The sequence below is a fragment of the uncultured Succinivibrio sp. genome (assembly GCF_902756765.1).
GTDB lineage: Bacteria > Pseudomonadota > Gammaproteobacteria > Enterobacterales > Succinivibrionaceae > Succinivibrio.
The window spans coordinates 1-23,322 of record NZ_CACVSS010000020.1 but is presented as its reverse complement, the minus strand read 5'-3'; the positions used below and the strand labels follow the sequence as shown (position 1 = coordinate 23,322).

General features: G+C 39.0%; 19 protein-coding genes. All 19 read left to right on the top strand.

Annotation, left to right across the window (positions count from 1 at the left end):
- The first annotated feature begins 154 nt into the window (after positions 1-154).
- Positions 155-3,145 (top strand): TraI domain-containing protein, encoded by a 2,991-nt coding sequence (locus QZU45_RS04400; protein WP_295352096.1) that lies wholly within the window; start codon positions 155-157, stop codon positions 3,143-3,145.
- Positions 3,146-3,225: 80 nt separating this feature from the next.
- The gene (gene traD, locus QZU45_RS04395; protein ID WP_295352093.1) at positions 3,226-5,364 is read left to right on the top strand and encodes a conjugative transfer system coupling protein TraD; all 2,139 of its coding nucleotides are present in this window, start codon (positions 3,226-3,228) and stop codon (positions 5,362-5,364) included.
- A gap of 80 nt (positions 5,365-5,444) precedes the next feature.
- Positions 5,445-6,059 (top strand): hypothetical protein, encoded by a 615-nt coding sequence (locus QZU45_RS04390; RefSeq protein WP_295352090.1) that lies wholly within the window; start codon positions 5,445-5,447, stop codon positions 6,057-6,059.
- 2 nt (positions 6,060-6,061) lie between these two features.
- Positions 6,062-6,694, top strand: coding sequence for a DUF4400 domain-containing protein (locus QZU45_RS04385; RefSeq protein ID WP_295352087.1), 633 nt, complete (start codon positions 6,062-6,064; stop codon positions 6,692-6,694).
- Positions 6,695-6,960: 266 nt separating this feature from the next.
- Positions 6,961-7,092 (top strand): hypothetical protein, encoded by a 132-nt coding sequence (locus QZU45_RS04380; protein ID WP_295352084.1) that lies wholly within the window; start codon positions 6,961-6,963, stop codon positions 7,090-7,092.
- 193 nt (positions 7,093-7,285) lie between these two features.
- Entirely contained in the window at positions 7,286-7,576 is a 291-nt protein-coding gene (gene traL / locus QZU45_RS04375) for a type IV conjugative transfer system protein TraL (protein ID WP_295352081.1), read from the top strand.
- Between the two features lie 12 nt (positions 7,577-7,588).
- Complete coding sequence (locus QZU45_RS04370) at positions 7,589-8,227, top strand: TraE/TraK family type IV conjugative transfer system protein (protein WP_295352078.1); 639 nt, start codon at positions 7,589-7,591, stop codon at positions 8,225-8,227.
- Between the two features lie 2 nt (positions 8,228-8,229).
- Positions 8,230-9,360, top strand: a complete 1,131-nt coding sequence (locus QZU45_RS04365) for a type-F conjugative transfer system secretin TraK (RefSeq protein WP_295352075.1) — start codon at positions 8,230-8,232, stop codon at positions 9,358-9,360.
- A gap of 11 nt (positions 9,361-9,371) precedes the next feature.
- Positions 9,372-10,808 (top strand): TrbI/VirB10 family protein, encoded by a 1,437-nt coding sequence (locus QZU45_RS04360; protein WP_295352072.1) that lies wholly within the window; start codon positions 9,372-9,374, stop codon positions 10,806-10,808.
- An 80-nt stretch (positions 10,809-10,888) separates the two neighbouring features.
- A complete protein-coding gene (gene traV / locus QZU45_RS04355; RefSeq protein WP_295352069.1) occupies positions 10,889-11,416 on the top strand; it encodes a type IV conjugative transfer system lipoprotein TraV in 528 nt (175 codons plus the stop codon).
- 39 nt (positions 11,417-11,455) lie between these two features.
- Positions 11,456-11,836, top strand: coding sequence for a TraA family conjugative transfer protein (traA, locus tag QZU45_RS04350; RefSeq protein ID WP_295352067.1), 381 nt, complete (start codon positions 11,456-11,458; stop codon positions 11,834-11,836).
- 74 nt (positions 11,837-11,910) lie between these two features.
- The gene (locus QZU45_RS04345) at positions 11,911-13,320 is read left to right on the top strand and encodes a hypothetical protein (RefSeq protein ID WP_295352065.1); all 1,410 of its coding nucleotides are present in this window, start codon (positions 11,911-11,913) and stop codon (positions 13,318-13,320) included.
- 6 nt (positions 13,321-13,326) lie between these two features.
- Entirely contained in the window at positions 13,327-16,191 is a 2,865-nt protein-coding gene (gene traC, locus QZU45_RS04340; protein ID WP_295352062.1) for a type IV secretion system protein TraC, read from the top strand.
- On the top strand, positions 16,184-16,516 hold the full coding sequence (locus QZU45_RS04335) for a hypothetical protein (RefSeq protein WP_295352059.1): 333 nt from the start codon (positions 16,184-16,186) through the stop codon (positions 16,514-16,516). The genes traC and QZU45_RS04335 overlap by 8 nt, the downstream gene beginning before the upstream one ends.
- A gap of 76 nt (positions 16,517-16,592) precedes the next feature.
- Positions 16,593-17,027 carry a S26 family signal peptidase gene (locus QZU45_RS04330; RefSeq protein ID WP_295352056.1) on the top strand — a complete coding sequence of 145 codons (435 nt, stop codon included), beginning with the start codon at positions 16,593-16,595 and terminating at the stop codon, positions 17,025-17,027.
- Complete coding sequence (locus tag QZU45_RS04325) at positions 16,987-18,321, top strand: TrbC family F-type conjugative pilus assembly protein (RefSeq protein ID WP_295352053.1); 1,335 nt, start codon at positions 16,987-16,989, stop codon at positions 18,319-18,321. The genes QZU45_RS04330 and QZU45_RS04325 overlap by 41 nt, the downstream gene beginning before the upstream one ends.
- Positions 18,314-19,501 (top strand): TraU family protein, encoded by a 1,188-nt coding sequence (locus QZU45_RS04320; RefSeq protein WP_295352050.1) that lies wholly within the window; start codon positions 18,314-18,316, stop codon positions 19,499-19,501. The genes QZU45_RS04325 and QZU45_RS04320 overlap by 8 nt, the downstream gene beginning before the upstream one ends.
- A gap of 37 nt (positions 19,502-19,538) precedes the next feature.
- Complete coding sequence (traN, locus tag QZU45_RS04315; RefSeq protein ID WP_295352047.1) at positions 19,539-22,550, top strand: conjugal transfer protein TraN; 3,012 nt, start codon at positions 19,539-19,541, stop codon at positions 22,548-22,550.
- Between the two features lie 344 nt (positions 22,551-22,894).
- Complete coding sequence (locus QZU45_RS04310; RefSeq protein WP_295352045.1) at positions 22,895-23,266, top strand: hypothetical protein; 372 nt, start codon at positions 22,895-22,897, stop codon at positions 23,264-23,266.
- The last annotated feature ends 56 nt before the right edge of the window (positions 23,267-23,322 follow it).

Below are 23,322 nucleotides of genomic sequence, written 5' to 3'. Positions count from 1 at the left end.
CTCTCTAGGATTATTTCACTTCAAAATATTCTCAAATTTCTATTCTGCAGTAATCAAATATTAATCCTGTTTAAATCTTCCCCCCTAACTTAATAACTCTATTTACTTCAAACGTGTATCTTTGTACCCAGTTAAAAAGGATAAGGATCAGGTCATGAAGTTACCATTTTTCACAAAGAAAGAAGCAATAACTACCGTTTCACAGACAGAGCAACAGGTAAAAGTAAAAATTTTTAATACTCTCGATCAAGACGGTTATTACTGCTACAGCGCAGATGATTTACTTGCAAGCGATGAATTCAGACCGATAGTAGATAAGATTTCAACTGCATTAGGCGGAAGAAGAGAATTATTTGATAAATATCTGCTGCCTTCAATACAACAGGTAGCATTATTCTGTCAGAAAATTCCTGCATCTGAAGTTAAGGGCGGAAAGCCTAGTAATATCTTTGGCCATCATATGAGTGAGGGCGGACTGCTCCTGCATAGCCTTGAAACTATGTATTTTGCACTCAATGACTCACGTCTTGCTTTTTTTAACAAAGGTGTAAATCCGTCTGAACGTGATGAACACATGGTATCTGCAAGAATTGCCTGTGGTCTGGCTGGACTGCTACACGATATCGGTAAGCTTAACGATCCTGTAATTGTTACCTATAAAGAGGAGAATGGAAGGAAAAAAGAATATATCTGGAATTGTATCGAATCTATTCCAGACTTTCTTGCAAGAGTCCACGGAATAAAAAATACGCAAGTTTTTATTTCGCAGGATAATCCAAATCCACCTACATATATTCTTAAAGGCTGGAAAAAAGGAAGAAACGATAAGCACGAGATTATCGCTCCATTCCTGATGAGAAGCTTTATATCAAAAGCAACACTAAAGCTGATTACACAAGGTTCTGAAGAAATTCTTCACAACTTTATGACGGCCATAGACTGGCGTGTTTTATCAAACGACTATACAAATGCACGACAGAATATTATTTATGACATCTGGAGTAGAGCAGATACTACCTCATCAGAGAAAGACAGAAAAACTCTGTCAAAAAGCTCTCTGGCACCTATTAAGGTTAATCTTGAAATCAAGAAACAGCTAACCAGAGCCTTTCAGTTCTGTGTGGATAGAGCAGAAATATCTGTAAATCGAGCTGGTGATGAATGTTATATATTCTCACACGCCACAAATCAGTCTGAAAAACCTTTTGTTATCTTAATACGTTTTGATGATAAATCGCTTGGAATGTGGCTTAATATCATTTCAAGAGCATCGGACTTTTACAAATCTGACATTCTGCAGGATCATGAGCCTAATCTTGAAAATATTAAAGAGTTATTAAATCAGTGCGATTTTCTTCTGCCAGCTAACACAGCTGACGGTTTTTATACTGTTGAAAAACTTGTATCTGGTGGCATGAAAGAACAGTGGAAAGCTGTATGTATTGCAGATTACAAAAACGTCATTCTGCACAATGGCCAGCTATATTTAGCCCAGGAAGAAGACTTAAAAACACTTAAGGTTGTATTTGCCGATGGCGTTGAACCTGTGATTATTTCAAAGGAAGTCAAACCTCTTGAAGAATTAAGCTCGGATTTAGGTGATCCTAAAGCCAAACAGAAGAAAGTAAAGAAAGTTAAGCCACAGCAGAAGCTTAAAGCACCTGAGAAAGTTGTTGAACAGATAAATGAAAAAGAAATCAACGAGGTTGACGAGAGAGAACTTGATTCAGCAGAAGTTCAATTTCAGAATGGCTTTGTCAAATCAGCTGCTATCAAATCCAACCTTGAGCCGATAAGTCCTGAAGAAGCAGACAGACTATCTCAGCTTATTAACAATCAAACTGATTCTAGCGAGGAAGAACCTTCTGAAGAGGAGCTGGATGTAGTTGTACCTTTTGGGGGAAATGAAGAAAGTCCTGAAATAGTATCAGCATTTGACAGCAACTCAGATATTTCTCAAGTTGATGACTTGTCAGATGCAACTCCTGTAGAAGTCGAAACCGTTACCGAGAACATCATAGCTCCAGCTGGTTTTGAAGATTCAACTGATGTTGCATCCTCATTTGCGATGGGATTGTTTACACAGAATATAAAAGAGACAACTTCATCAACAGAAGAATTAAAGGAAAAAATAGAGGAAGCTTCAGTAAAAATAACTCCAGAGCCAGATGATCGACCACTAATCCTAGAAGAAGATGAGATCCGTAATTTTGATCGTGCGATTTATGAATACAAAGAAAAGCAGAAAGAGCTTGTAGAAGCACAGAAGCCGAATGCTATCAAACTCAAAGATCTTGAATCTTCTAAAAAAGAGCATAAGCGTGACAACCGTATTTTTCAGTCTGTTGACGAACCTTACTATAACGGTCTTACTGTGGAGGTCGTAAACGCAATAAAACAGGTCTGTGAAAAGATTAAAGACAAAAAATGCGCCAGAAACCTGTCTATTCAATTATGTAACAGATTAAAGGAAAAGGACTTTTCATATATTGATTTTGTTACTGTCGATAACAAGTACTGTTATGCAGCATATATGTGGAATGACAATATAAAAAAAGATGCAAACGCCATGCAGTACGTTAATCTTTTTGAAGAAGCAGGGCTGTTTCCTCATCAGCTATCAGAGCTGATGAGTCATTCCCGTGAACTCTACTACTTTGAACACATTCAGATGACTAAGGCTATCACCAACATCTTTAAAATAGCTGGATTAAAACCACTGAAGATTAAATGTAAAGATCATCCATACGAGAGCCTGAATGTAGATGTTACTGCTTCTGATGTTGTGGAATACGTTAAGCATAAGATTATCTCTCTTGACTATAACGAGGAACTATACGGCTATAAGGCAAAAGGTTATGCACACGAGAGAAAGGGAAGACGTATTGATAAGGAAGTTCTACGTAAGTGTTCAGAGTCTTTCAAAATTCCACTTAAAAAGACAAAAAATTTTCTGTCAATCAGCCAACAGGTAACACCACCTTACATGATTGTGGATGGTAATGATCTTGTTGTAGGTTATCAGAAAACTCTGAAGAAAGAGGATTTGAACAAAGAAGACAAGAATAATAAAAACGCAAAAGAAACAGTTGCCCAGGAAAGCGAAGCTGTTGGTATTTCTGATATGCCATTCTTTCCAATGTAAAAATTCTATTTTGCTAATTTATTGATAAACAGAAATAATCATTCATTTTTCCAATGCATTGGAAAATTTTAGGAGCAGGAATGAAATTCAACAATAAACCTTTTGACTACGAGCAGATTTATCGTCCTCTGTATGAATTCAGAATCGCAGCGGTCTGGTTCTGCTGTGGAGTCTTAACCTTCTGTAATTTTGGAATGTTCGCAACACTCTCATACAAAATGGCTGTTGTGCAATCTTCTGTGTCGTTCTTTATGACCTTTGTTTTTCTTCTGCAGGGCTATCCTGTATACAGATTACAGAGAAGGCTCTATGGAGCACCTTTTGTCTTTATTCCACTAAAACAGTTCGTAGTTAAGATACAGCAGATCTTAAATAAAGATGAATTTTACTTAGGAACAGGCTTTTCATGGACTCCAGAGCAGACACAGCGAGCATACGAACTAAAGAAGCTGGACTGGGCTACAATTTCAAGTCAGGAAAGATTATATGGGATCCCAAAACGACTGGATAGAATAAAAAAGGATTATGAAAAAGAGTTAAAGCAGATAGAAGAAACTGCATCTGAGAAAACTGACAAAAAAATCAACATCCTCAAAGCTACTGCCTTTACAGCCTTAGATTTCTTTAAGCCTCTGCCAAAAGTCCACGAAATGGGACAGCGTTGGATACATGGTCTATCGGATAAAGATGAAAAAATTACTATTCCTGCCTCATGGCTCAACGGACATTTGCTGATTCTTGGAACCACTGGCTCTGGAAAAACAAGGTTTGCCGATCTGATGATTTCACAATGTATCATGCGAGGTGATCCTGTTGTGATCATTGATCCTAAAGGTGATTTAGAAATGCGTGATAACGCACAGCGAGCCTGTGATGCTTACCGTGAATACTGTCTGGCCAATGGTCTAAAAGATCCTGGCGAAAGATTCTTCTTTTTTCACCCAGCTTTTCCTGAAGAGAGCTGCAGATTAAATCTTTTAGCAAATTCTAATCGTGATACTGACATTACAACACGTATTACAAACCTTATTCCGTCAAAGGGTGGTTTTGATCCTTTTACCGCATTCGGCTGGCTGTCTATCAACGCTATCACTCAGGCTATGCTGTACTGTGGAGAAAACCCAACCATTAACAGCATAAAAATGAATCTTCTTGATTCTATGGAAACATTAACCTCAAATGCCTTAGATGTTTTCTGTGAACGCTCAGATCAGATTGAGATCGAAGAAAAGGGAAAACTCTCTCATCCTCCTTTTAAGACAATGGTTAATTATGCAATTTCACAAATGAAACACGCACCGAACGATGAAGCAATCACTACAATCAAGTGCCAGATTTACAATCAGCATTATTCAACTGCAAAAGATGCAACTAACATTGCAGCACTTGTAAAACTACGCAATCATCCACGAGAGCACTTTTCAAAGATGATTAACAATATGCTGCCTCTCATGGATATGTTAACCACTGGTACTTTAGGCACTATGCTGTCGATGTCTGCTGGTGATGATCCAGATATGGCCCACGAACAAATCAATACAATGGATATTCTTGAACGCAACGGAGTTCTCTATATTGGTCTGGATTCCCTGTCAGATAAGATGGTAGGTCAGGCAATTGGTTCTCTTGCACTCTCTGATATAGCAGCTTCAGCTGGTGCAATCTATAACTATCACCCAGATAAGAAGCCTGTTGCTATATTCGTAGATGAGGCAGCAGAGTGTGTAAACGACAGCTTTATTCAGATTTTAAATAAAGGTCGTGGAGCAGGCTTCCGCTTGATGGTTGCAACTCAGACAATCTCAGATTTCTCAACTGCACTAGGTTCAAAGGATAAAGCCGAAATGGTTCTCGGTAACATTAACAATGTATTAGCCCTGAGAACTAAGAACCCAACTTCGCAGAAGTTTTTATCTGAAGATTTACCAAAAACAGCTATTAAGCAGCTTGTTCACACACAAGGTATCAACTCTCTGATTACAAACCCATTAGAGCATGGTTCCACTCAGAGTGAACAGTTAAAAGAGACAGAAGCTCCATTAATTGATCCTCAACTGTTTGGACTGCTGCCTAATCTTGAGTATATCGGCATCTTTGCTGGTGGCAATATCTACAAAGGAAAGATCCCTTTTATCAAGTCATCTTATGCCCCTAAAACTAAACAAATCTCAGAGGAAAAAGAGGATTATATGACTGAAATGGATATAGACAAGGAGTAGCCTAACAGCAAAAAAAATACCACAACAAAAACAAAATAAATAAACCACTAACATTAAGCTTTTAAAAAGAATAAACGAAGATGACTGAAACAAAAGTAAAAGACTACTATGTATTCCAGAATTTAACTGAACAGATTTTAAACAATCTAAAACATTCACTAAAGACCTTAGAGAAAGATCCCTATTATCTTGAAACACTATGCTTAGAAAACTTCTGCATGGGGAATGTCATTAGGAATGCTGTCTTGCTGCTCTCTGATTTCTTAGTTGACAGAGAATCTCTTGTACCAGTAGTTCATAAGATTATTATCGACTCGATGGATGAAATGGATTTGGAAGAGACTCACTGGGAAATGGACTCAAAGCAGCACTTGATAGAGTTTACAAAAAAATTAGTTGAACATATAACCCAGTATTATTCAATTGAGATTACATCCAATCTGCATGACTGGAATATTGAGGAAGGTTTAGAAAAGAAAGAACTGCTGTACGCAAGTCTTATTACTACAAAGAAAATTAAATATTCTATAAAACCTTACAAAATTAAAAACCTAGACACTTTTCAGCATAATCTCTTTAAGTTTCTGGCTCCTTCACTTGTGGACGAAAAGGTAATATTTGAAGAGACTAAACCTGTAGCTGATGTTGTAAAGAAAGAAATACCTATGCCTATGTTCAGAATTGTTGAGGAATAATAATGAAATCTAGCTGGGGTAAAACCTGTTTATTTATCTTTGTTATTGAGTTGCTGCTCTTAGTAACATTCATCAGTCCTGAAATGGTAACAAGGGTAATGGCTATGGAAGGCGTAAGCATTGAGAACTCTCTGGGTACAAGTACACTAAGAGAACTGGATAGACGCTCCTCAGAGAGTTTTGATTCCTTAGTCATTTCATCTGGCTTATATGCCGATATGTGGCATACTCTTATACCAACAGAAGACGAAAAGAAAGCATCTGGAAAACTTCAGAATACTGGAAAAGGTCTATTTAAATGGATGGAAGATAGACTCAACGTATGTATGTTCCTGTTTTTTCAGTTCCTGGAAAGACTGCATCTGATGGGGCTGTGGTTTCCTTCAAGTGTTCTGGTATTCATGGCAAGCCTATATTCAGGATTCACTCTCAGAAGGATCAAGCAGGGAAGTTTTGCTTTTTCATCACCAACAGCACATAGAAGCGGTGTCAAAGCAATTATGATTATGGTTACTCTATTGCCTTTATACTTCTTATTTCCTGCTCCGATTACACCGTATCTGTATCCGTGTCTGAATATCCTCTGGGCGTTTATGCTGATGACAATCATTGCAAATATCGCAAAGAGAATCTAAAAGGGAAAAGGCGGTTTATCCGCCTTTTTCTATTATGAGCACGCAAAAAATAGGCTATAATTAAAACGTAAATAGCTATATTTAGCTCATCAAACTGCAAAGACGTTAACAGCGCAATAACGGTTGGGAGTATTCCTGACTAAAACCGTCCTCAGTGAGGCAAATGAAATTTGTCTCACGAAGTAGAGGACGAGTAACATGAGAAATCAAAGACAAATGGTAGTGAGAGATCATGCTCTCGCACACTAATGAAAGGGGGCAATAATATGGAAAGTTTAGCAATCTCAATTTTCATCGTATATATTGTCATTCCATCCATTGTTTGGATTATTTTTAAAATCTTTGGAGAGAAGAGTGTTGATAAGGAATTTGAAAAGATGAAGAAGTCTTGGAGATGATCTTTACATCACTTTTCTGTATATGAGCCTCCTTTTTGGAGGCTTTTCATTTTTTCCAATGCATTGGAAAATTCTAAATTCAAAACCTTTTAATCTAATCAGTAAAAAATCCCCCCTAAAACAAAATATGTCTTAGCTCACATTTAGGCACAATACAAACAATAATTTTTTTAGCTAAAGAGATTTTGTTTGTATGAGCGAAAAACCTATCGAAATACCTCAACATCAGGACGATCCCCAGTGGATCATGATTTGGCCGATTGATGAATTACTGCCTCTGGTTATTGGTCTTTGCTTTGGACTTTTAATCGGACAGGTTTTCATCTGTACAGCAATTGGTTTTGTCATTTCAAGATTCTACAAAAAGGCAAAATCATCACATCACAATGGTTTTGTTCTGCACTGGCTCTATGGCCACGGTCTTCTATGGACTAAGAACAGAACCCTGAAGAATACATATAACCGCAAGTTTATACCTAGATAAGGAAGAGAAAAATTGGACTTAAAGAATTGGAAACAGTCATATAGATCATTAAAGACTGAAGTTGGTATGACACGCATCAGTTTAGCTGGCTGCGCTGTAGCACTGGCTCTACTGTCATTCAATGCCTTGTCAAAAAGTACAACTGTAATTATTCAGCCTTACGGTATGAATACAAAGGCTTATGTAAGTGAAAAGAATGCCTCGCACTCATACAAAGAGTCGTGGGCTTTATTCTTGGCTGAACTCATTGGTAACATCAATCCTGGCAATCTGGATTTCGTCAAGGAAAGCATTATTCCGCTCTTACCATCTAACCTGTATCAGGAGACTGTCACAAACCTTACAGCTCAGGTGCAGATGATGAAAAAGAACCGTGTTTCAACCTCATTTTCTCCCCTCGAATACACCTACGAGAAGGCAACTGACAAAGTATTCGTTTACGGATTCTACACAGCTCAGTCTCCATCAGTGAAGGCTAAAAGAGAGAAGAGAACCTACGAGTTCAAGATCTCAGTTGAGAACTATCTGCCTCAGATTGTTCATATGGATACCTATGAGGGAGAGCCTCGAACTCTTGAAGTTTTGGAACAGTTGAAGAAGAAGGAAGCAGAAAAAGCAAAGAAAGAAAAAGAGCAGGGAGTTAATGCATAACAATGAAACAGTTCAGAATCTCTACAATTGCGTATTCATGTGCTCTTGCCATGATTTTAACTATGCCTACAATTGCAGCACAGAACGGAAATACTGATAATCCGCTAATTGCAATTCCAAATCTAAACAATGCAAGTTCATCAACTGCTGCAGCTGCACAGGGTACACCTCTTAATGCTTCAGCTGCGACTCCACTTATTGATCCTGCTTTAATCAGAATCAAACAGGAACAGGATAATGCAAAGCTGAAAGAGCAGATTGAGAAGCTAAAGACAGAGAATCAGCATTTAAAAGAAAGCATTGGTGTTGAGCAGACCAAAATCCCTGAGGTTCCTGCTACAGTGCTTACAAACAATGTACCTAAATACAACGTTAATGGTACTGGTGCTGCCTCCGCATCTGGAAAAGAAGCTAACGACATCGTAGTTTCTCCTGGTGTAAATCAGTTGGTTTCTATTGCTGTCGGGCATACAAACCGTATTGTTACACCATTTACCCATCCACAGGTTAGCTCTGCAACCTTAACAGGCGGTGAACAGGGTGAGGTTATGGTTAAGGACAACGTGGTTTATGTATCAACTGCAAAAACCTATCCTCTTTCTATGTTCATCACCGAAAAAGGACAGGAGAATCTGTCTATATCACTGACTCTTGTTCCTCGTAAGATTCCATCCCGTGAAATCTCTGTAACCTTCAAAGATTCAAATGTTCAGATGAGACTTGCCTCAGAAGATGCAGAAGCATGGGAAAAGAGTCAGCCTTTTGTTTCAGGAACCAATAAGAATCTTCGTGAAGTCGCACTACAGGGAATTCCTTCAGGCTATAACCTTTCATCAATTCCTCGCAACTACAAACTACCTAAGTGTCGTGTAGAAGGTTTTAAGGTTGACTTTTCAAACGGACAGCTGATTACAGGCTCAAAACTTCATTATGTTATCGGCAAGGTTACTAATGTGTCATCACAGACATTGGAGTTTAAAGAAGCTGGCTGCGGTGACTACGATGTGGCTGCTGTTGCCCTTTATCCTACAAATGTATTTGAACCACATCAGTCCGCTGAGATTTATGTCATCAAACACGCTGTTGGCCGTCAAGAAGTTAAACAGGTTAGAACCTCAGTATTAGACAAATAAGGAAGGCTCAGATGTTTCAATTTCCAAACAAGAATAACAACAATAACAAGGATTCATGGTTAAACAGACTTAATCCTACAACCCGTAAATGGCTTTATGGTGGTGTTGTGGGAACAGCTGTTGTTGCCGCCTGTTTTGCTCTAACTTCTGATGTTAAGCCAAAAGATAAGAATAACGAGATCAAGAATATCCTTACTGATAAAAAGACAGACGATCTCGGTATTGAATCACTGCTGGCACAGATTAAGATTTCAAATGACAACTTTAACAAGCTGGAGAGTCGTCTTGATAAGCTTTCAAAAGAGAATCAGCTTACCCGTGACGAGTATCAGAAGAACATGACAGCTCTTAACAAGGTTAACACCTTAGAGAGAACTGTAAATTCTTCATCAAAGACTTTTGAAACTCAGATCAAAGCATTATCTGACCGTATTACCGCTCTGACGAACGATACTTCAAAGCTGCAGAAAGAAGTTATCAATAACGAGAATAAGAATTCCCGTAATACTAACGAGCACGAAAAAAACACATCTGCCCCTGCTACAGCTCAGCAGCCTGAAAGAATTGATATGTCAGATCCTTACAAGCTGTATGCCAATGCACCAACCCCAATGGCCGATGGTCTAACAGATGAAAATGGCGTAGTCCAGACTCTTCAGACAACTGTTTTCTCTGAGGATTTAAGCAAAAAGAGTAAGAAACCTGAACATAAAGAGCCTGAAATCTACATTCCTGCTGGCTCAATGATGCGTGGTGTGCTGTTAGCTGGTTTAGATGCTCCTACAGGTACAAACGCTAAGAAAGATCCTTTCCCTGTAAACGTACGTATTCAGAAAGATGCAATCTTGCCAAACGGTTATTCTGCAGATGTCAAAGAGTGCTTTCTGCTGATGTCTGGATACGGTGATCTGTCATCAGAAAGAGCATTACTGCGTTCTGAAACGCTTTCCTGCATTAAGGAAGATGGAGCCATTATTGAGGCTAAAGTTGCTGGATATGCATCTGGTGAAGATGGCAAGGCTGGAATCCGTGGCCGTCTGGTTTCAAAGACAGGCTCTTTGATTGCTAAGACAATGATCGCAGGTTTTGCTTCAGGTATTTCTTCAGCATTCGATGTAACCATGACACCAACAATCAACACTTCTTCTAACGGCACTGTTACCTACGAGAAGGTTTACAACAAAGAGGCTTTACGAGGAGCTGGTGCAAAGGGTATTTCCAAAGCATTTGACAAGCTATCAGATTACTACATGAAGATGGCGGATCAGATGTTCCCAATCATTGAAATTGACGGTGGCCGTGACATCAACATTGTTGTAACCAATGGTGCAAAACTTACGACTGTACGTGATGCAAATGGAAATCCTGTAGGCCCAGGAATGCTGGATGAAGGTGTTCCAATGTTACCTCCTACACCTGATGATGTTCCTCCTTCAGCAGAAGGCTAATCAAAAATTCCCCCGAAAACAGCAGATGAACAGATGGGGGAATTTATAAACTAAGCAAAAATCAAAACGGATTACAGATTATGAACAGTAAAAGATTTTTAAAAGCAACAGCTCTATCAGTAATGCTCTCAGGAACATTACTTGTTAATGGTTGTTCTCTTGGCATTGGTGAATCTGAGTTCTCATGTAAAAACATTGGTGAGGGCACCAAATGTACTAATTCATGGGATATCTACAAGATGACCAATAATGGCAAATCTCCATCTGAGATGAAGAAGGAAGCTAAAGCCGCAAAAGAAGCTGAAGAGAAAGGATTAAGTAATGTACCTAATACAACAAAAGGGGGTAGTAGCGACACTGTAATAGATAACTTTGTAACACCAAATCTGCCTAATAGACCTGTACCAGTAAGAACTCCTGCTATTGTTATGAGAGTCTGGTACGCACCATACACCGATGCAGACGGTAATTTTGTCGTACCTGGTTATTCATACATCGAAATTGAGCCTAGAAAGTGGACTCTTGGAGTACACAATCAGGGACAGACTGTTGCGAATACCCATGTGTTTGAGCCATTAAGGACGCAAACAACCACAGCAACTAAATAACAGTTTTCTTAATTTTTATTCTTTACAAGGAAATATCAAATGAACGATAAATTTGAAAAAGCAACTAACTTTATAAAGTCAAACAAGATGTCACTTGCAATGTTAATTACAATGGTGGCCGCTTTCTTCTTTACCAACGTACACGCTGGGTCTCAGGGACAGGAGTTCAGCTCTGTCTACGACATGATTACAGGCTGGGCACAGGGTACTTTAGGTAGAATTATCTGTATTGCAATCGTGCTGGTAGGTATTTCTGCTGCTGTTAAGAACGGTACTTTAATGCCAATCGTTATTGGTATCGGTGCTGCTGTAACTCTATACAACGCTCCTTCTATCGTTGAAGGTATTCTGTCTGCAACTGTTGATGCAAACGTAGCAGTTGAATCACTACGCAATGTTTCAAATGGTTTAATCAAGTAAACGAATCATATTTTTTCTCCACATACACTAAAAGCCTTAGCTTTTGCTAGGGCTTTTTTCAAGGAATAAAGCAAATGAAAAAAACTACTTTAGCACTATCTGTTTCAATTCTTCTGTCTTCCTCAGTTATGGCCGCCCCTATTTTTGATGGGACCACTATGGATAAAAAGACAGATATAACAGAAGAGAACAAGGTTGAGATAAAGAAAGAAAAATCATCTGCTGGAACTCCTAATTACGTAATCAAAGACAAAAACGAAAAAGTTGAGATGTTGGATATCAACGAATACTTTGATCTTAAAGTAAAGAAAGATAATCAGGGCAAGGTTAAGGACTTTTCCTTTAATCAGGACAAAGTTAACGAACTATTCAAGATCTCAGCTCCTTTGAAAGTAGGCACTCTGATGGCTTTTGAACGCAACGGCAAACTAGCTTTTGTTTCAGAGAATCAGCGTTTCTATTTTGTCGGAGAACTCTACGATATGTTCAACGGTATGAGAAAGATCAATACACCTGATGACATTAAGAAGTTTGCAAACCGCATTGATTACAAAAAGATGGGAATTGATCTTAATACCCTAAATTCAACCTCTGTAGGAAATGGTAAGAATGAGGTTGTTATCTGGGTATCACCTGATTCCCCATTTACAAAGACCATCATTGAACAGGCAATATCAATTGCAAAAAAGGATATGAGTAAATATACCTTTTATTTTGTGGTAATTCCTTCTGGCACTGAGGACAGCTTTGCTTTAACAAAGAAATTCTACTGTGGCCGTTTAGACGGCAACACAGAGATAGGCAATATGCTTTATGAGGGCAAGCTGGATAATCTTACAAAATCAAGCTGTGATTTAACTGGCTTTGAGAAAACACTGGCAATTAAGTATATGTCAGATGTTGATCTTGTACCTTTCGTAGTAGCACATGATGGCCGTGTATCAAGAGGAGTTCCTTCTCAGGGACTAGAGGTTTTTCTAAATGAGGCAAATACAGATAACGGTTCTATTGATAATGATGATGAGAATCAGATGAAGCTTAGAAAGGAGCTGGAAAAGAAGATCACCGAGGAAGCATTGGAAGATGATGAGAATAACCGTCTAAACAACGTAGATTACGACACATTATCTACTAAAAATCCTGAAGTGCTGACTCAGGAAGAAATTTCAAAGCGCATAGAAGAAATCAAAAACAATTATCGTCCTCGTCTGCAGAAGATTCAGAACCGTATTGACGGTGAGAACATGAACTACAAGAGAGAAAGAAGCCGTGTGGCCAACGCTCAGAATCAGCTGAATGATGACAATCGCATGGATGCCTCTATCAAGCTATCCAAACTTCAGGACTATCAGAACCGCCTGAATGCAATTGATGAGAAATACAACAATACAATTGATAAATTCAACAAAGAGAAAGAACAGATTTTAAAACAACAGCAGACTGAAATTGAAAATTTAACTGCTAACTACGTTAATAAGGAATAATCACAAATGGGATACAAAAACACATTAAGTTCAATCTGTCCTGTTATCGCCTATGACGAGGACAAAAAGATATTTTTACTCGATGACAATACACTGGCTTTTGGATTCCATTGTACGCCTCTGCCAGGCACAACTGACTCGCTACAGGCTCAGATGTCATCTGTACTAAGCACAGAGCTGCCAAAAGGCTCTATGATGTCATTCATGCTTTATCGAAGTCCTGATGTTGATGAGATTCTGGATAATATGCTTGCAATGCGAGCTTCACATATTCATGAACTGCTGTCACCTATTATTGAAGATCGTGTTAACTTTCTGCGTTATCACACCCGTAATCATATTCTCGGAAAATCAGGTCAGAGCTACTACAACTCAGGAATTATTGTAGACGTTAAACTGTTTATTACAGTCAAGATCCCTGTCAAATCAGGAATTGATCCAACTGAAGTCGAAAAAAGCAATGTAAGCGACTGTCGAGATAAGCTTCAGTCCTCACTCTCAGAATGCGGTTTTGCACCTCGTGTGCTGGATGCAAAGACATGGCTTCGTTGTATGAGTACACTGTTCAACTGGTCTGACAATGCCTCATGGCGTAACACCATCACAGACTGGCAAAGAGACATACCTTTAAATGAACAGTTCTATGATAACGATTCAGATCTTGATGATACTGATCCAACCCGATCATTCATTGGCATCGGTACAAGATACAGTCCAAAGGATGGGAACGAAGAAAACATCTTTGAAACATTCGTTCAGATGCTGTCTCCTAAATCGTATCCGCCATCCATGTGGTTCGGTTCTGCAATTCGCTACATGGGGGACTTCTCTGGTGCAGACAAAACAATTAAAGAAAACTATGCAATCATCGCCCACGTCTATTTTGCAGATCACGACAAACAGAAGTCTTTCTACGGTAAACGCAGACAGACAACTGCTCATTTCGCCTATGGACCACTGTATAAGATGCAGCCAGCCTTAGAGTTTGCCATGAAAGATCTTGAATCATATAACCGTGGGCTTAATGAAGGTGCCAGAGCAATGAAGATTGTTATGTCTGTTATGCTCTTTGCGCCAACAAAGAAGAGACTGCTTGCAGCTTCAACCGCAATGCAGCAGCAGTTTGAAATTGACAAGTTTAAAATCCTGCCAGATAAATATGTTCAGCGTGAGATGTTTTTCAACGCTCTGCCTTTATGTGGAGAGATCCCTTTCCTGTTTGGAAATGAAGCCAAACGCTCACTAAGTGTTACCAACGAGAGCGCAATTGCACTTTTACCTATTTTTTCCGAATGGAAGGGAACAGGTACAGGACACGTTGCACTTATATCACGTACAGGCCAGCTCATGACTGTTTCTCTGCATGATTCACAGACCAACAAGAATGCTGTGATTGCAGCTGAATCTGGTTCAGGTAAATCATTCTATACCAACGAGCTTCTGACTATGTATATGTCGGAAGGTGCACGATGCTGGGTAATCGATATCGGCCGAAGCTATGCAAAACTGTGTGACAGCTTAAATGGTGAGTTTATTTCCTTTGAAGAAGCTAAAAACCCATGTCTAAACTGCTTTGAGCTGGTTAAGGACTATAAAGAGGAAAATAACTCCTTAAAGGCTATTGTACAGACCATGATTGCTCCTAACTCAGTATTAACAGATCAGCAGACCTCTGTTCTTGATCGTGTTATAGATGAGGAGTGGGAAAAATATGGTCATAAACTTACGATTGATATTATTGAAAAGGCCTTAAGAGAAAAAGCAGAAAAAGAACTAGATGGCGATCAGCGTGTAATCGATATGGCAACTCAGCTGTACGCCTTCACCTCAAAAGGCTCCCACGGCAAGTTTTTCAACGGTAAGAATAACATTACCTTTAACAGTAACTTTACAGTTCTTGAACTTGAAGAGTTGTCAAGTAGACCAGCACTAAGAAAGGTAGTATTGCTGCAGCTAATTTTCCAAATTCAACAGGCTGTATTCCTCTCAAAAGACCGCTCAGAGAAGAAAATCGTAATGATTGATGAGGGCTGGGATTTGTTAAAAGAAGGTCAGTCAGTAAAGTTTATGGAACACGCTTACCGTAAATTCCGTAAGTACAACGGCTCCATGATTATTGCAACCCAGTCTTTAAACGACTTGTATTCATCAAATGAGGCTGGTAAGGCTATTGCAGAAAACTCAGCATTCTACTTCTTGCTTCATCAGAAGCCAGAAACCATTGAACAGGTAAAGGAAGAAAAGAGACTGGACTTGTCTGAAAGTGGCTATCACTGGTTGAAGTCTGTTTATACACAGGCTGGTGCATTCTCTGAAATCTTTGTGAAATCTGGTGCAGGAAATGGTATTGGCCGTCTGATTGTATCTGATTTCCAGAAACTTCTATACTCAACTGATCCTGTCGATGTTCAAGCGATCAATAACTATGTTAATAACGGATATACGTATACACAAGCTATTAACTGCGTATTGCTTGATAGAGGACTGTATCACGATTTCTCACCTAAATCAGGACAGGATCCTCATATTTCAGAGTCAGAAGCTAGAGAATTTGATCCTGGCATGAAATATAGCGAAAAGGAGTTAACGCAGTTGAGAAACTTGTGTATTTCACAGGCTGTTGCTGATTATAAGAATCAGATTTACCTCTCAGCAATCAAACAGCTTGAAGCTGACGGTCTAAATGAGGAAACACAGGAAAAACAGCAGGAAATTTTAAAAGAGCTGGGATTACGAGTATTACACAGTGATGTCCCAACAGAAGTGACCGAAGCTGGAATAAAGAACTTTAATGAGCTTTTGTCGCTAAAAGAACTGATGCATCAAACAAAAGACAATGATGACGAATTAGAGGAGCGCAAAGATGCCTAATAAGACACAGAATATTATTTTCTACATTCTGGTATTTGTAACTTTGGGTTTAGCTGTTATGGTCTTTAATTTACAGAGAAATTACAGCGAGCTTAAAGCTGTGTACGAAAATCAGCCCTCAATCATCGTATTTGACTGGTCAGAAATTGTTAATATGCCTGATAAAGAGAAACAGGCGATTTATTTTAACGAATCAAGACAACTGTTAAACGAGCTTACATCAAAGAATGCAGTTGTACTTGATAGCCGATATATAAATGCTGCGCCTAAAGATTTAACTATCGGGCTAAGTACAATTCAGCACAGGTATGAAAATAAAAAATAAACCAAAACTGTTAGGCAAAGAAAGTACATGGGGGCGTTTGCTCCTTTGTACTTTCATGTTTACAGCAGTATTCTGCATGGGATCAAAGGTATTAGGAACAAGATACGGAATTTATGCAGACGGAAGATTATACAAGTGTATGCCATATACACTTTTCATTTTGGACAAATGGGATCACAAGGGCGAGGTAGGGAACTATTTCGCTTTCCACGCTAAAGATACAACTCTATTCAAAGACGGAGCAACTCTTGCTAAACAATTCGTAGCAGGTTTTAACGATTCTGTAGAAATCAACCAAAACGAAGCAATTCTAATCAATAACAAAGAAGTTCGTAGAGGTCTTAATCTTGCTGACATTATGAAGCGAGAAAGACAGGATTTTATGGGTAAAGCTGTAATTGAAAAAGACGAGTTTTACGCATTAGGAAGCACTTCAGATTCATTCGATTCAAGATATTGGGGAACGGTAGATGAAAATCAGATTATTGGCAAGTTATATCCTGTTTTCTAGTATCACAACAGGCATGGCTCTAGCCCAGAATACAGATTTATTAAATTCACCAGTTGTAGTGGGTGATTATCAGAGTCGAATAAAAGACAGCGATTTAGATCTTTTCAGAGATTTAGCTCAAAAACAGAAAGATTTAGGAAACAAGCAGAAAATAAAATCTCCAATAGATTTAGAACTGTCAGATGATGCAAAAAAAGTCTTTAATCGTTATCAGAATGAAACTCAGGCTATCAATGCAAATCTTCAGGCGCATCAGAAGGCAAAACTGAAGTCTTTAACAGGTGGCGAGGAGACAATCGGCAATGCAGATATGTCAAAGGCTTCATATACAACCTTAGTCTTTGCTTCTCTTTCTATGCCTAAATCAGACATTGAGGATATGTACCGCTCATTAGCTGGTGCAACTGATACTACTATTGTCTTTAGAGGTTTACCAAAGGGAACAACTACTATCAATAAGGCAATTATGAAGTTTCAGCAGATTGCCAGAGATATGAAGCTCAAAACCACACCTAACGTTGTCATAAATCCTGTTTTCTTCACTCAGTATAACGTTACAGCGGTGCCAACAATTATCAGACTGGCTGAACCTACTCCAAACCGCTCTGGTGATCCTGCAACTGGTTTGGTAAGACCCCATCCAAAGGAGATTGCTTCTGTTCAAGGTTTAATTAGTCCATTATGGCTGTACGACAGAATTAAGGAAGGAAGAAGAGGATATCTGGGCCGTCAGGGTGCCGTCTATGCCATTGAGGAATTAGATATTATCGAGGAGCTTCAGAGACGAGCACAGAAGATAGACTGGGAGCAGAAGAAGCAGGAAGCATATTCACGCATCTGGAAAAATGTACCTTTTGAAGAACTGTCACCAACAGCTGTATACGAGAGAAGAGTCTTTGATCCTACTTTTGAGCTGAAACAGGATATCAAAGATACACAGGGAAATATCCTCGCACAGCAGGGTACAAGAGTTAACCCTCTTACCGTAAGGAATTTTGACCGTCTGTTAGTTGTCTTTGATGCTTCAAATCCTCGTGAGGTCTCTTACGTAGAAAGACATCTGCCACAATGGAAGCAGACTCATAATCTTAATACCGAAAGAACTCAGCTGATTATGACTGGCTTTGACCGTGAAAAAGGCTGGGATGAACATACTCGTTTAACCCAGCGATTCAATACCCGTCTGTATTTGTTACAGAGCGATATCAAGAACACTTTCAGACTGAGACATCATCCTTCAATTGTTTATCAGCAGGGAACCAATTTCGTGGTTGAGGAGTTCAAGGTTGATTAAGTTCAGTAAGTTCACAAAAAACGCAATTGCCTCAGTTGTAAGTCTACAGTTGATTACTTTGCCAATAATAGCAAATGCAGATGTTTCAATTGATGAACTTCAGAAACAGGCAGGAATCGTTAAAGAGGATGATCCGAATCTCGGAGGAGGTAACATCGGTAATGGTGTTGGCACCTCATCAGGAAGCTCTGCTCTTGATGATATCAACAACGCTAGATGTGTTGATACTCAATTCCTGTCTGGAAAAATGATTACAGATGTATGCTGGACTTGTATCTTTCCGATTATCTCTTTAGGAATGCCTTTGGGCGCTTCAAAATCTGAGGCTCCTGATGATAGAGCTAAAAAGATCGTATGTCTCTGTAAGGACGATCTCGGAGTACCATACCCAGGATTTACCTATGGTATGTGGATGCCATCAAAGCTTATAGAGCTTGTAAGAATGCCTGGCTGTCTTGCAACATTAGGCGGTGTTACTCTTAATTTTGACAAGATAGATCAAGGAACATGGCAAACGCAGGAACAGACAACAGAAATGACACAGGCGGCTCATGCTCACTACCATACATACGCATTTCCTATCTTGGTAATGCTGAATATGTTTGAGCAGTCTGAATGTATCAAGGATCATTATGTGGATATAGATCTTCTGTATATGTCAGAGTTTGATCCTACATGGTATGACGATAACATAGCGTTTTTTACAAATCCTGAAGCGGTGTTGCTAGGAAATCCAATTTCAATGCTGGCCTGTGTTCCTGATGCCTTATCTTCAACAGCACTTCAGAAACCTATCAACTCTTTATTCTGGTGTGCTGGCTCTTGGGGAAATATGTATCCACTTACAACAAACGTAAGCTCTGGTGGTGAAATCATGGAATCGTCACTGATGATGGCCAGACTTTTATCGGCATTGCACAGACGATTCTTCCTGAAGAAAACATATACAGATGAGGCTCTTTGTTCATCAACTATGGCTTTCTTTATTCCAAAGACACAATACAAAATTACGATGATTTACCCCGTTCCTGAACGAAAATCGGCTCACGTCATAGGAGAATCAGATATATTCTGGGGCGCAAATCGTTCTGTTCCTGTTACAGGAGAGGACTTTGTCTATCTGATGTGGACTTGGAATGACTGCTGTATGTCAATGGTTGCTGGCTCTGCAGATCAATAAGGTTACAGAATTTAGAGAAGAATAGGAAAAGATAGTTATGGGATTCATAGAATTTCTAGGCTCAAAGACCACTAAATCAATCTGTATGGGGCTAATAGTTGGCCAGATAGGTTTGCTGTTTAACAATATCAGCTATGCCGCAGGATTAAGTTTACCAGCAGATCAGGCACAAAAAGCACAGAACGCCAAAGTTGAGGGTAACAGTAAGGGCCTTGAATATCTGGAGAACCTTCAGAAAAATGCAAGATCAACTTCTTACGCTGGCAATGGTGATATCAGATTTGAATCTGTAAAAATTGACAATTCATCAAAAGTTACAGCCAATCAGATCAACGACATCAGAACCAGAGATGCCAATGGTAATATGGTTGGTCTGAATCTCAACAATCTTTCTCCTGATAAAGCTAACTGCGGTGATCCTGAAAAATGCAGACTGTACTATGAGAACGGACAGTTACCTGATACAGAAGATCTACAGGGACTGTACGGACAGGATGAGAATAGATTACAGGAAGCAGCTCAGTCCACCCACGATAATCTTGGAACTGTAGCTAAAAGTGGCAATAAGAATATGTCCGTTCAGGGCCATGTTTATGCCATTATGAATGGTGTTGCCAACTTTCAGAAACCAAATCTGAAGAATGATCCTATCTTCAATAATGCCCGTGGAGTGATGAACGGTTCTGTCTCAAATGTTTTCTCTGACTGCGGACAGACTGATGCATTTTTAGCAAAATTAAAAACCACAAATCATACACCTGTCTATAAGACCTGTGTAGAAGAGAAAACAGAAAGCTGCAACATTGTAAAACAGCCTTCTCTTTCAATTCTTACCTATGCATCTGGTAATAATGGCAAATTTATATACGGTAGCTGTGGAGAAAACTGTACTACATATTATGTTGGTGATACAGCACACGGCAAAGATGCTGACTATATGAAAGCCATGAATTCTGGAAACTGTCAGACTAACAGCGTAATTGCCACTATGTATGTTGCTAATCCAGAAGCAATTACAAATGTAAAACTACAGGCTATGACCTATGCTGGAGCTGTAAAGGTAATTCTGGATACAAAAAACGCTGGCACACCTAATCTTACAGCGATTAACATGAATTCCTACGGTACGGAAATTGACAAGTCCTACGCACTAAGCTGTGTAAATAATCATCCATATGTAAGACGTAATGCAGAGGTCGATTTAACCAGCTACTTTAAAACAAAGGTCGGTTCAAATCAGTACATAAACTTTACAATTCAGTATGCTGGACCAAAGCCAATTTTAGAGCTAGAGGTCAAATATGATCCCTCAAAAGCCGCACAAGATGATGTGTGGTCTGGAACCAAAGACTGTCTGAATAAAGCTGAATCTATTACTAATGGCTCATTAAACGGAACTGTAACCTGTGATAAAGCCTTTGATGTGTACTCAAACGGTAACATTATGGCCAACGGCACAGAAATCAATCCTAAATATATGCGCTCTGAGTTCGGTCTGAAAGGTGAGTGTTCAGCTGCAACAGTTAAGGTAAAACTTGATGATAACGAAAAAACAGAAGATCAAACCTTATGTAGTGAACTTCAGAAAAAAGGCTGTAGCTTTGCAGCAGCAAAATGTGTAAAAACAGGAGAAACAAAGTCAGGTCAGAATGAATGTGTACTCTATAACTACACATACGATTGCGGATATGACACTGATGTAAGCACACCTAGAACATCAAAAGCTATGGCCTGCCCAGGAGATATTGCCTGTCAGGGTATGGACTGCATGAATCTGCTGGTTAACAGTGATGCGACAGACAATGCCAAAGATTTTAACAAGGCACTTGCACTGTTGAATGAATCACAACATGCAGCAACGGACATGAAGTGTACCTATAAAGCTGATGGTACACTAAGCTGTACTTTCTTTGGCGGTGAAAGAAAAACCTGTAATCATAAGAAAATGCTGGGACAGTCAAATGACTGCTGCGAATCGCCTCAAACCGTAAATGTAAGAGAGCAGATTGCAGCTGGCTTGTATGCTTCAAAGGTATTCTTGGTTAAGGATATGGCATACGCCCACGACATCTTTGATGGTACAGCTACATCATTAGGTGATTACACCACATGGAATTACAGCGGAACAGATAGTGTAGGAGCCGCTGAAGGTTATTCTATGATTGGTGGTGTAGCATGGGATTTCTTCAAAAATTATACTGGAGTAGGACAGGCTTATACAAAACTCACCAACCAATTGAATAAACCTATTGTAAGTACACTTAACAATATCCTACCTTATGCAGGAGAGGTATTTGCAGGAGCTTTTGATGCTGCAGAAAAGGTTATTATGGGAGATTTGATCGCTGTTGGAGTAGAGAAGATCGTTGATGGTGTCATTAAACAATGGGTTGAAGATACAGTTCAGAAGATATATACACAGATTATGGACTGGTGTGGAAAAGAAGTAGCATCTTCCATGGTGGAAGGTGCCACCTCAACTGCCACACAACAGGCAATGCAGAATACAGCGATGCAGACATTAGGAACCTGTATCTGTGTTATCGGCTGGATTTATGCTGCTTACAGTGTAGCTAAAATGATTACTGCAATTATGATTTCATGTGATGAGGAAGAGTACGAGGTGGCATCAAATATCGAACAGAAACTCTGTGATTTAGTAGGTGGCTACTGTGCGCATAAGTTCCTAGGTAAATGCCGTGAATACCGTAATGTATACTGCTGTTTTGAATCACAGCTTTCACGAATTCTGAATAAGCAGATACGCTACTCTTTAGCAGGACACCATATCATTTATCCAAATGACTATCCTCAGTTGGCATGGGGTGGTCCTAAAGAAGCAACTTGTCCAGGTCTCACAGAATGGGAAGTGCAGAATGCAGACTGGACTAAAGTAGATCTTACCGAATGGCTATCACTACTCAAAGCCTCTGGTAAGTTGTCATCTGACAATATCAATTTAGATTCTCTGCGAAATAACTATCTGCCAGCTGGCGGATATAACTCAGCAGGCCAGAAGAATCAGGGACAATATCAGAATATACGCTAACATCAGAATAAAGCCTCTATTACAGAGGCTTTTTATTTTTCCAATGCATTGGAAAATTTCTGAAGAAAAAAAAGTTGGCATTAGTGCCACTAATTTACTCTTTTGTCATTATGCTTGTGTTAATATAATTGCACTTTTGGAAATACTCCTTAGGAATAAAGTGTAACTAAAAGTATTTTTCGTTTTTATTTATTTATAAACCTTGCCTCTATCTAGCCGATAGGGGCTTTTTTTTATTTTTCCAATGCATTGGAAAAGTAATTAGTTCTCAATTTATCCCCCTTTTATAAAAAGTTCTCAATCTTTTCAGTTGCTAGAATACAAAACTGAAGAGGAGTCTAAAAATGGAACTTAATTTAACCAAGAAAACAGAATTAAAGAAATTCTTTCTAACAGACAATAAATACAGTCTTAATGACTTAAAAAAGATTGAGAAAGGATTATCGGACATAATCAAAGTTCTTGAAGAAAGAGAAGAAGCTCTTAGACTTAAAGAAGAACAGAAAAGAGAGAAAGTCAGAAAAGTTATAGCTGCTTTGGAATCAGAGGGAGTAACACTTGATGAGCTTCAGTCTTATATTGGCAAAGGAAAGAAGAAAGTCAAAAAGACTGAAGTAAAAAAAGAAGACAAGGTAATAGATGCAACTGACGATCTTGAAAAATTGACAGATGTAACAGATGAAAAAGAACCAGAAGACAACAAGCTAATATCTTAATATTGCTATTTAAAAGCAGCAGAAGCGGTTGTATAATAAAAGCATCTTTAGAGCAT

Coding starts and splice junctions, on each gene's coding strand:
- QZU45_RS04400 (WP_295352096.1), top strand. CDS start 155: ATGAAGTTACCATTTTTCACAAAGAAAGAAGCAATAACTACCGTTTCA.
- traD (WP_295352093.1), top strand. CDS start 3,226: ATGAAATTCAACAATAAACCTTTTGACTACGAGCAGATTTATCGTCCT.
- QZU45_RS04390 (WP_295352090.1), top strand. CDS start 5,445: ATGACTGAAACAAAAGTAAAAGACTACTATGTATTCCAGAATTTAACT.
- QZU45_RS04385 (WP_295352087.1), top strand. CDS start 6,062: ATGAAATCTAGCTGGGGTAAAACCTGTTTATTTATCTTTGTTATTGAG.
- QZU45_RS04380 (WP_295352084.1), top strand. CDS start 6,961: ATGGAAAGTTTAGCAATCTCAATTTTCATCGTATATATTGTCATTCCA.
- traL (WP_295352081.1), top strand. CDS start 7,286: ATGAGCGAAAAACCTATCGAAATACCTCAACATCAGGACGATCCCCAG.
- QZU45_RS04365 (WP_295352075.1), top strand. CDS start 8,230: ATGAAACAGTTCAGAATCTCTACAATTGCGTATTCATGTGCTCTTGCC.
- QZU45_RS04360 (WP_295352072.1), top strand. CDS start 9,372: ATGTTTCAATTTCCAAACAAGAATAACAACAATAACAAGGATTCATGG.
- traV (WP_295352069.1), top strand. CDS start 10,889: ATGAACAGTAAAAGATTTTTAAAAGCAACAGCTCTATCAGTAATGCTC.
- traA (WP_295352067.1), top strand. CDS start 11,456: ATGAACGATAAATTTGAAAAAGCAACTAACTTTATAAAGTCAAACAAG.
- QZU45_RS04345 (WP_295352065.1), top strand. CDS start 11,911: ATGAAAAAAACTACTTTAGCACTATCTGTTTCAATTCTTCTGTCTTCC.
- traC (WP_295352062.1), top strand. CDS start 13,327: ATGGGATACAAAAACACATTAAGTTCAATCTGTCCTGTTATCGCCTAT.
- QZU45_RS04335 (WP_295352059.1), top strand. CDS start 16,184: ATGCCTAATAAGACACAGAATATTATTTTCTACATTCTGGTATTTGTA.
- QZU45_RS04330 (WP_295352056.1), top strand. CDS start 16,593: ATGGGATCAAAGGTATTAGGAACAAGATACGGAATTTATGCAGACGGA.
- QZU45_RS04325 (WP_295352053.1), top strand. CDS start 16,987: ATGAAAATCAGATTATTGGCAAGTTATATCCTGTTTTCTAGTATCACA.
- traN (WP_295352047.1), top strand. CDS start 19,539: ATGGGATTCATAGAATTTCTAGGCTCAAAGACCACTAAATCAATCTGT.
- QZU45_RS04310 (WP_295352045.1), top strand. CDS start 22,895: ATGGAACTTAATTTAACCAAGAAAACAGAATTAAAGAAATTCTTTCTA.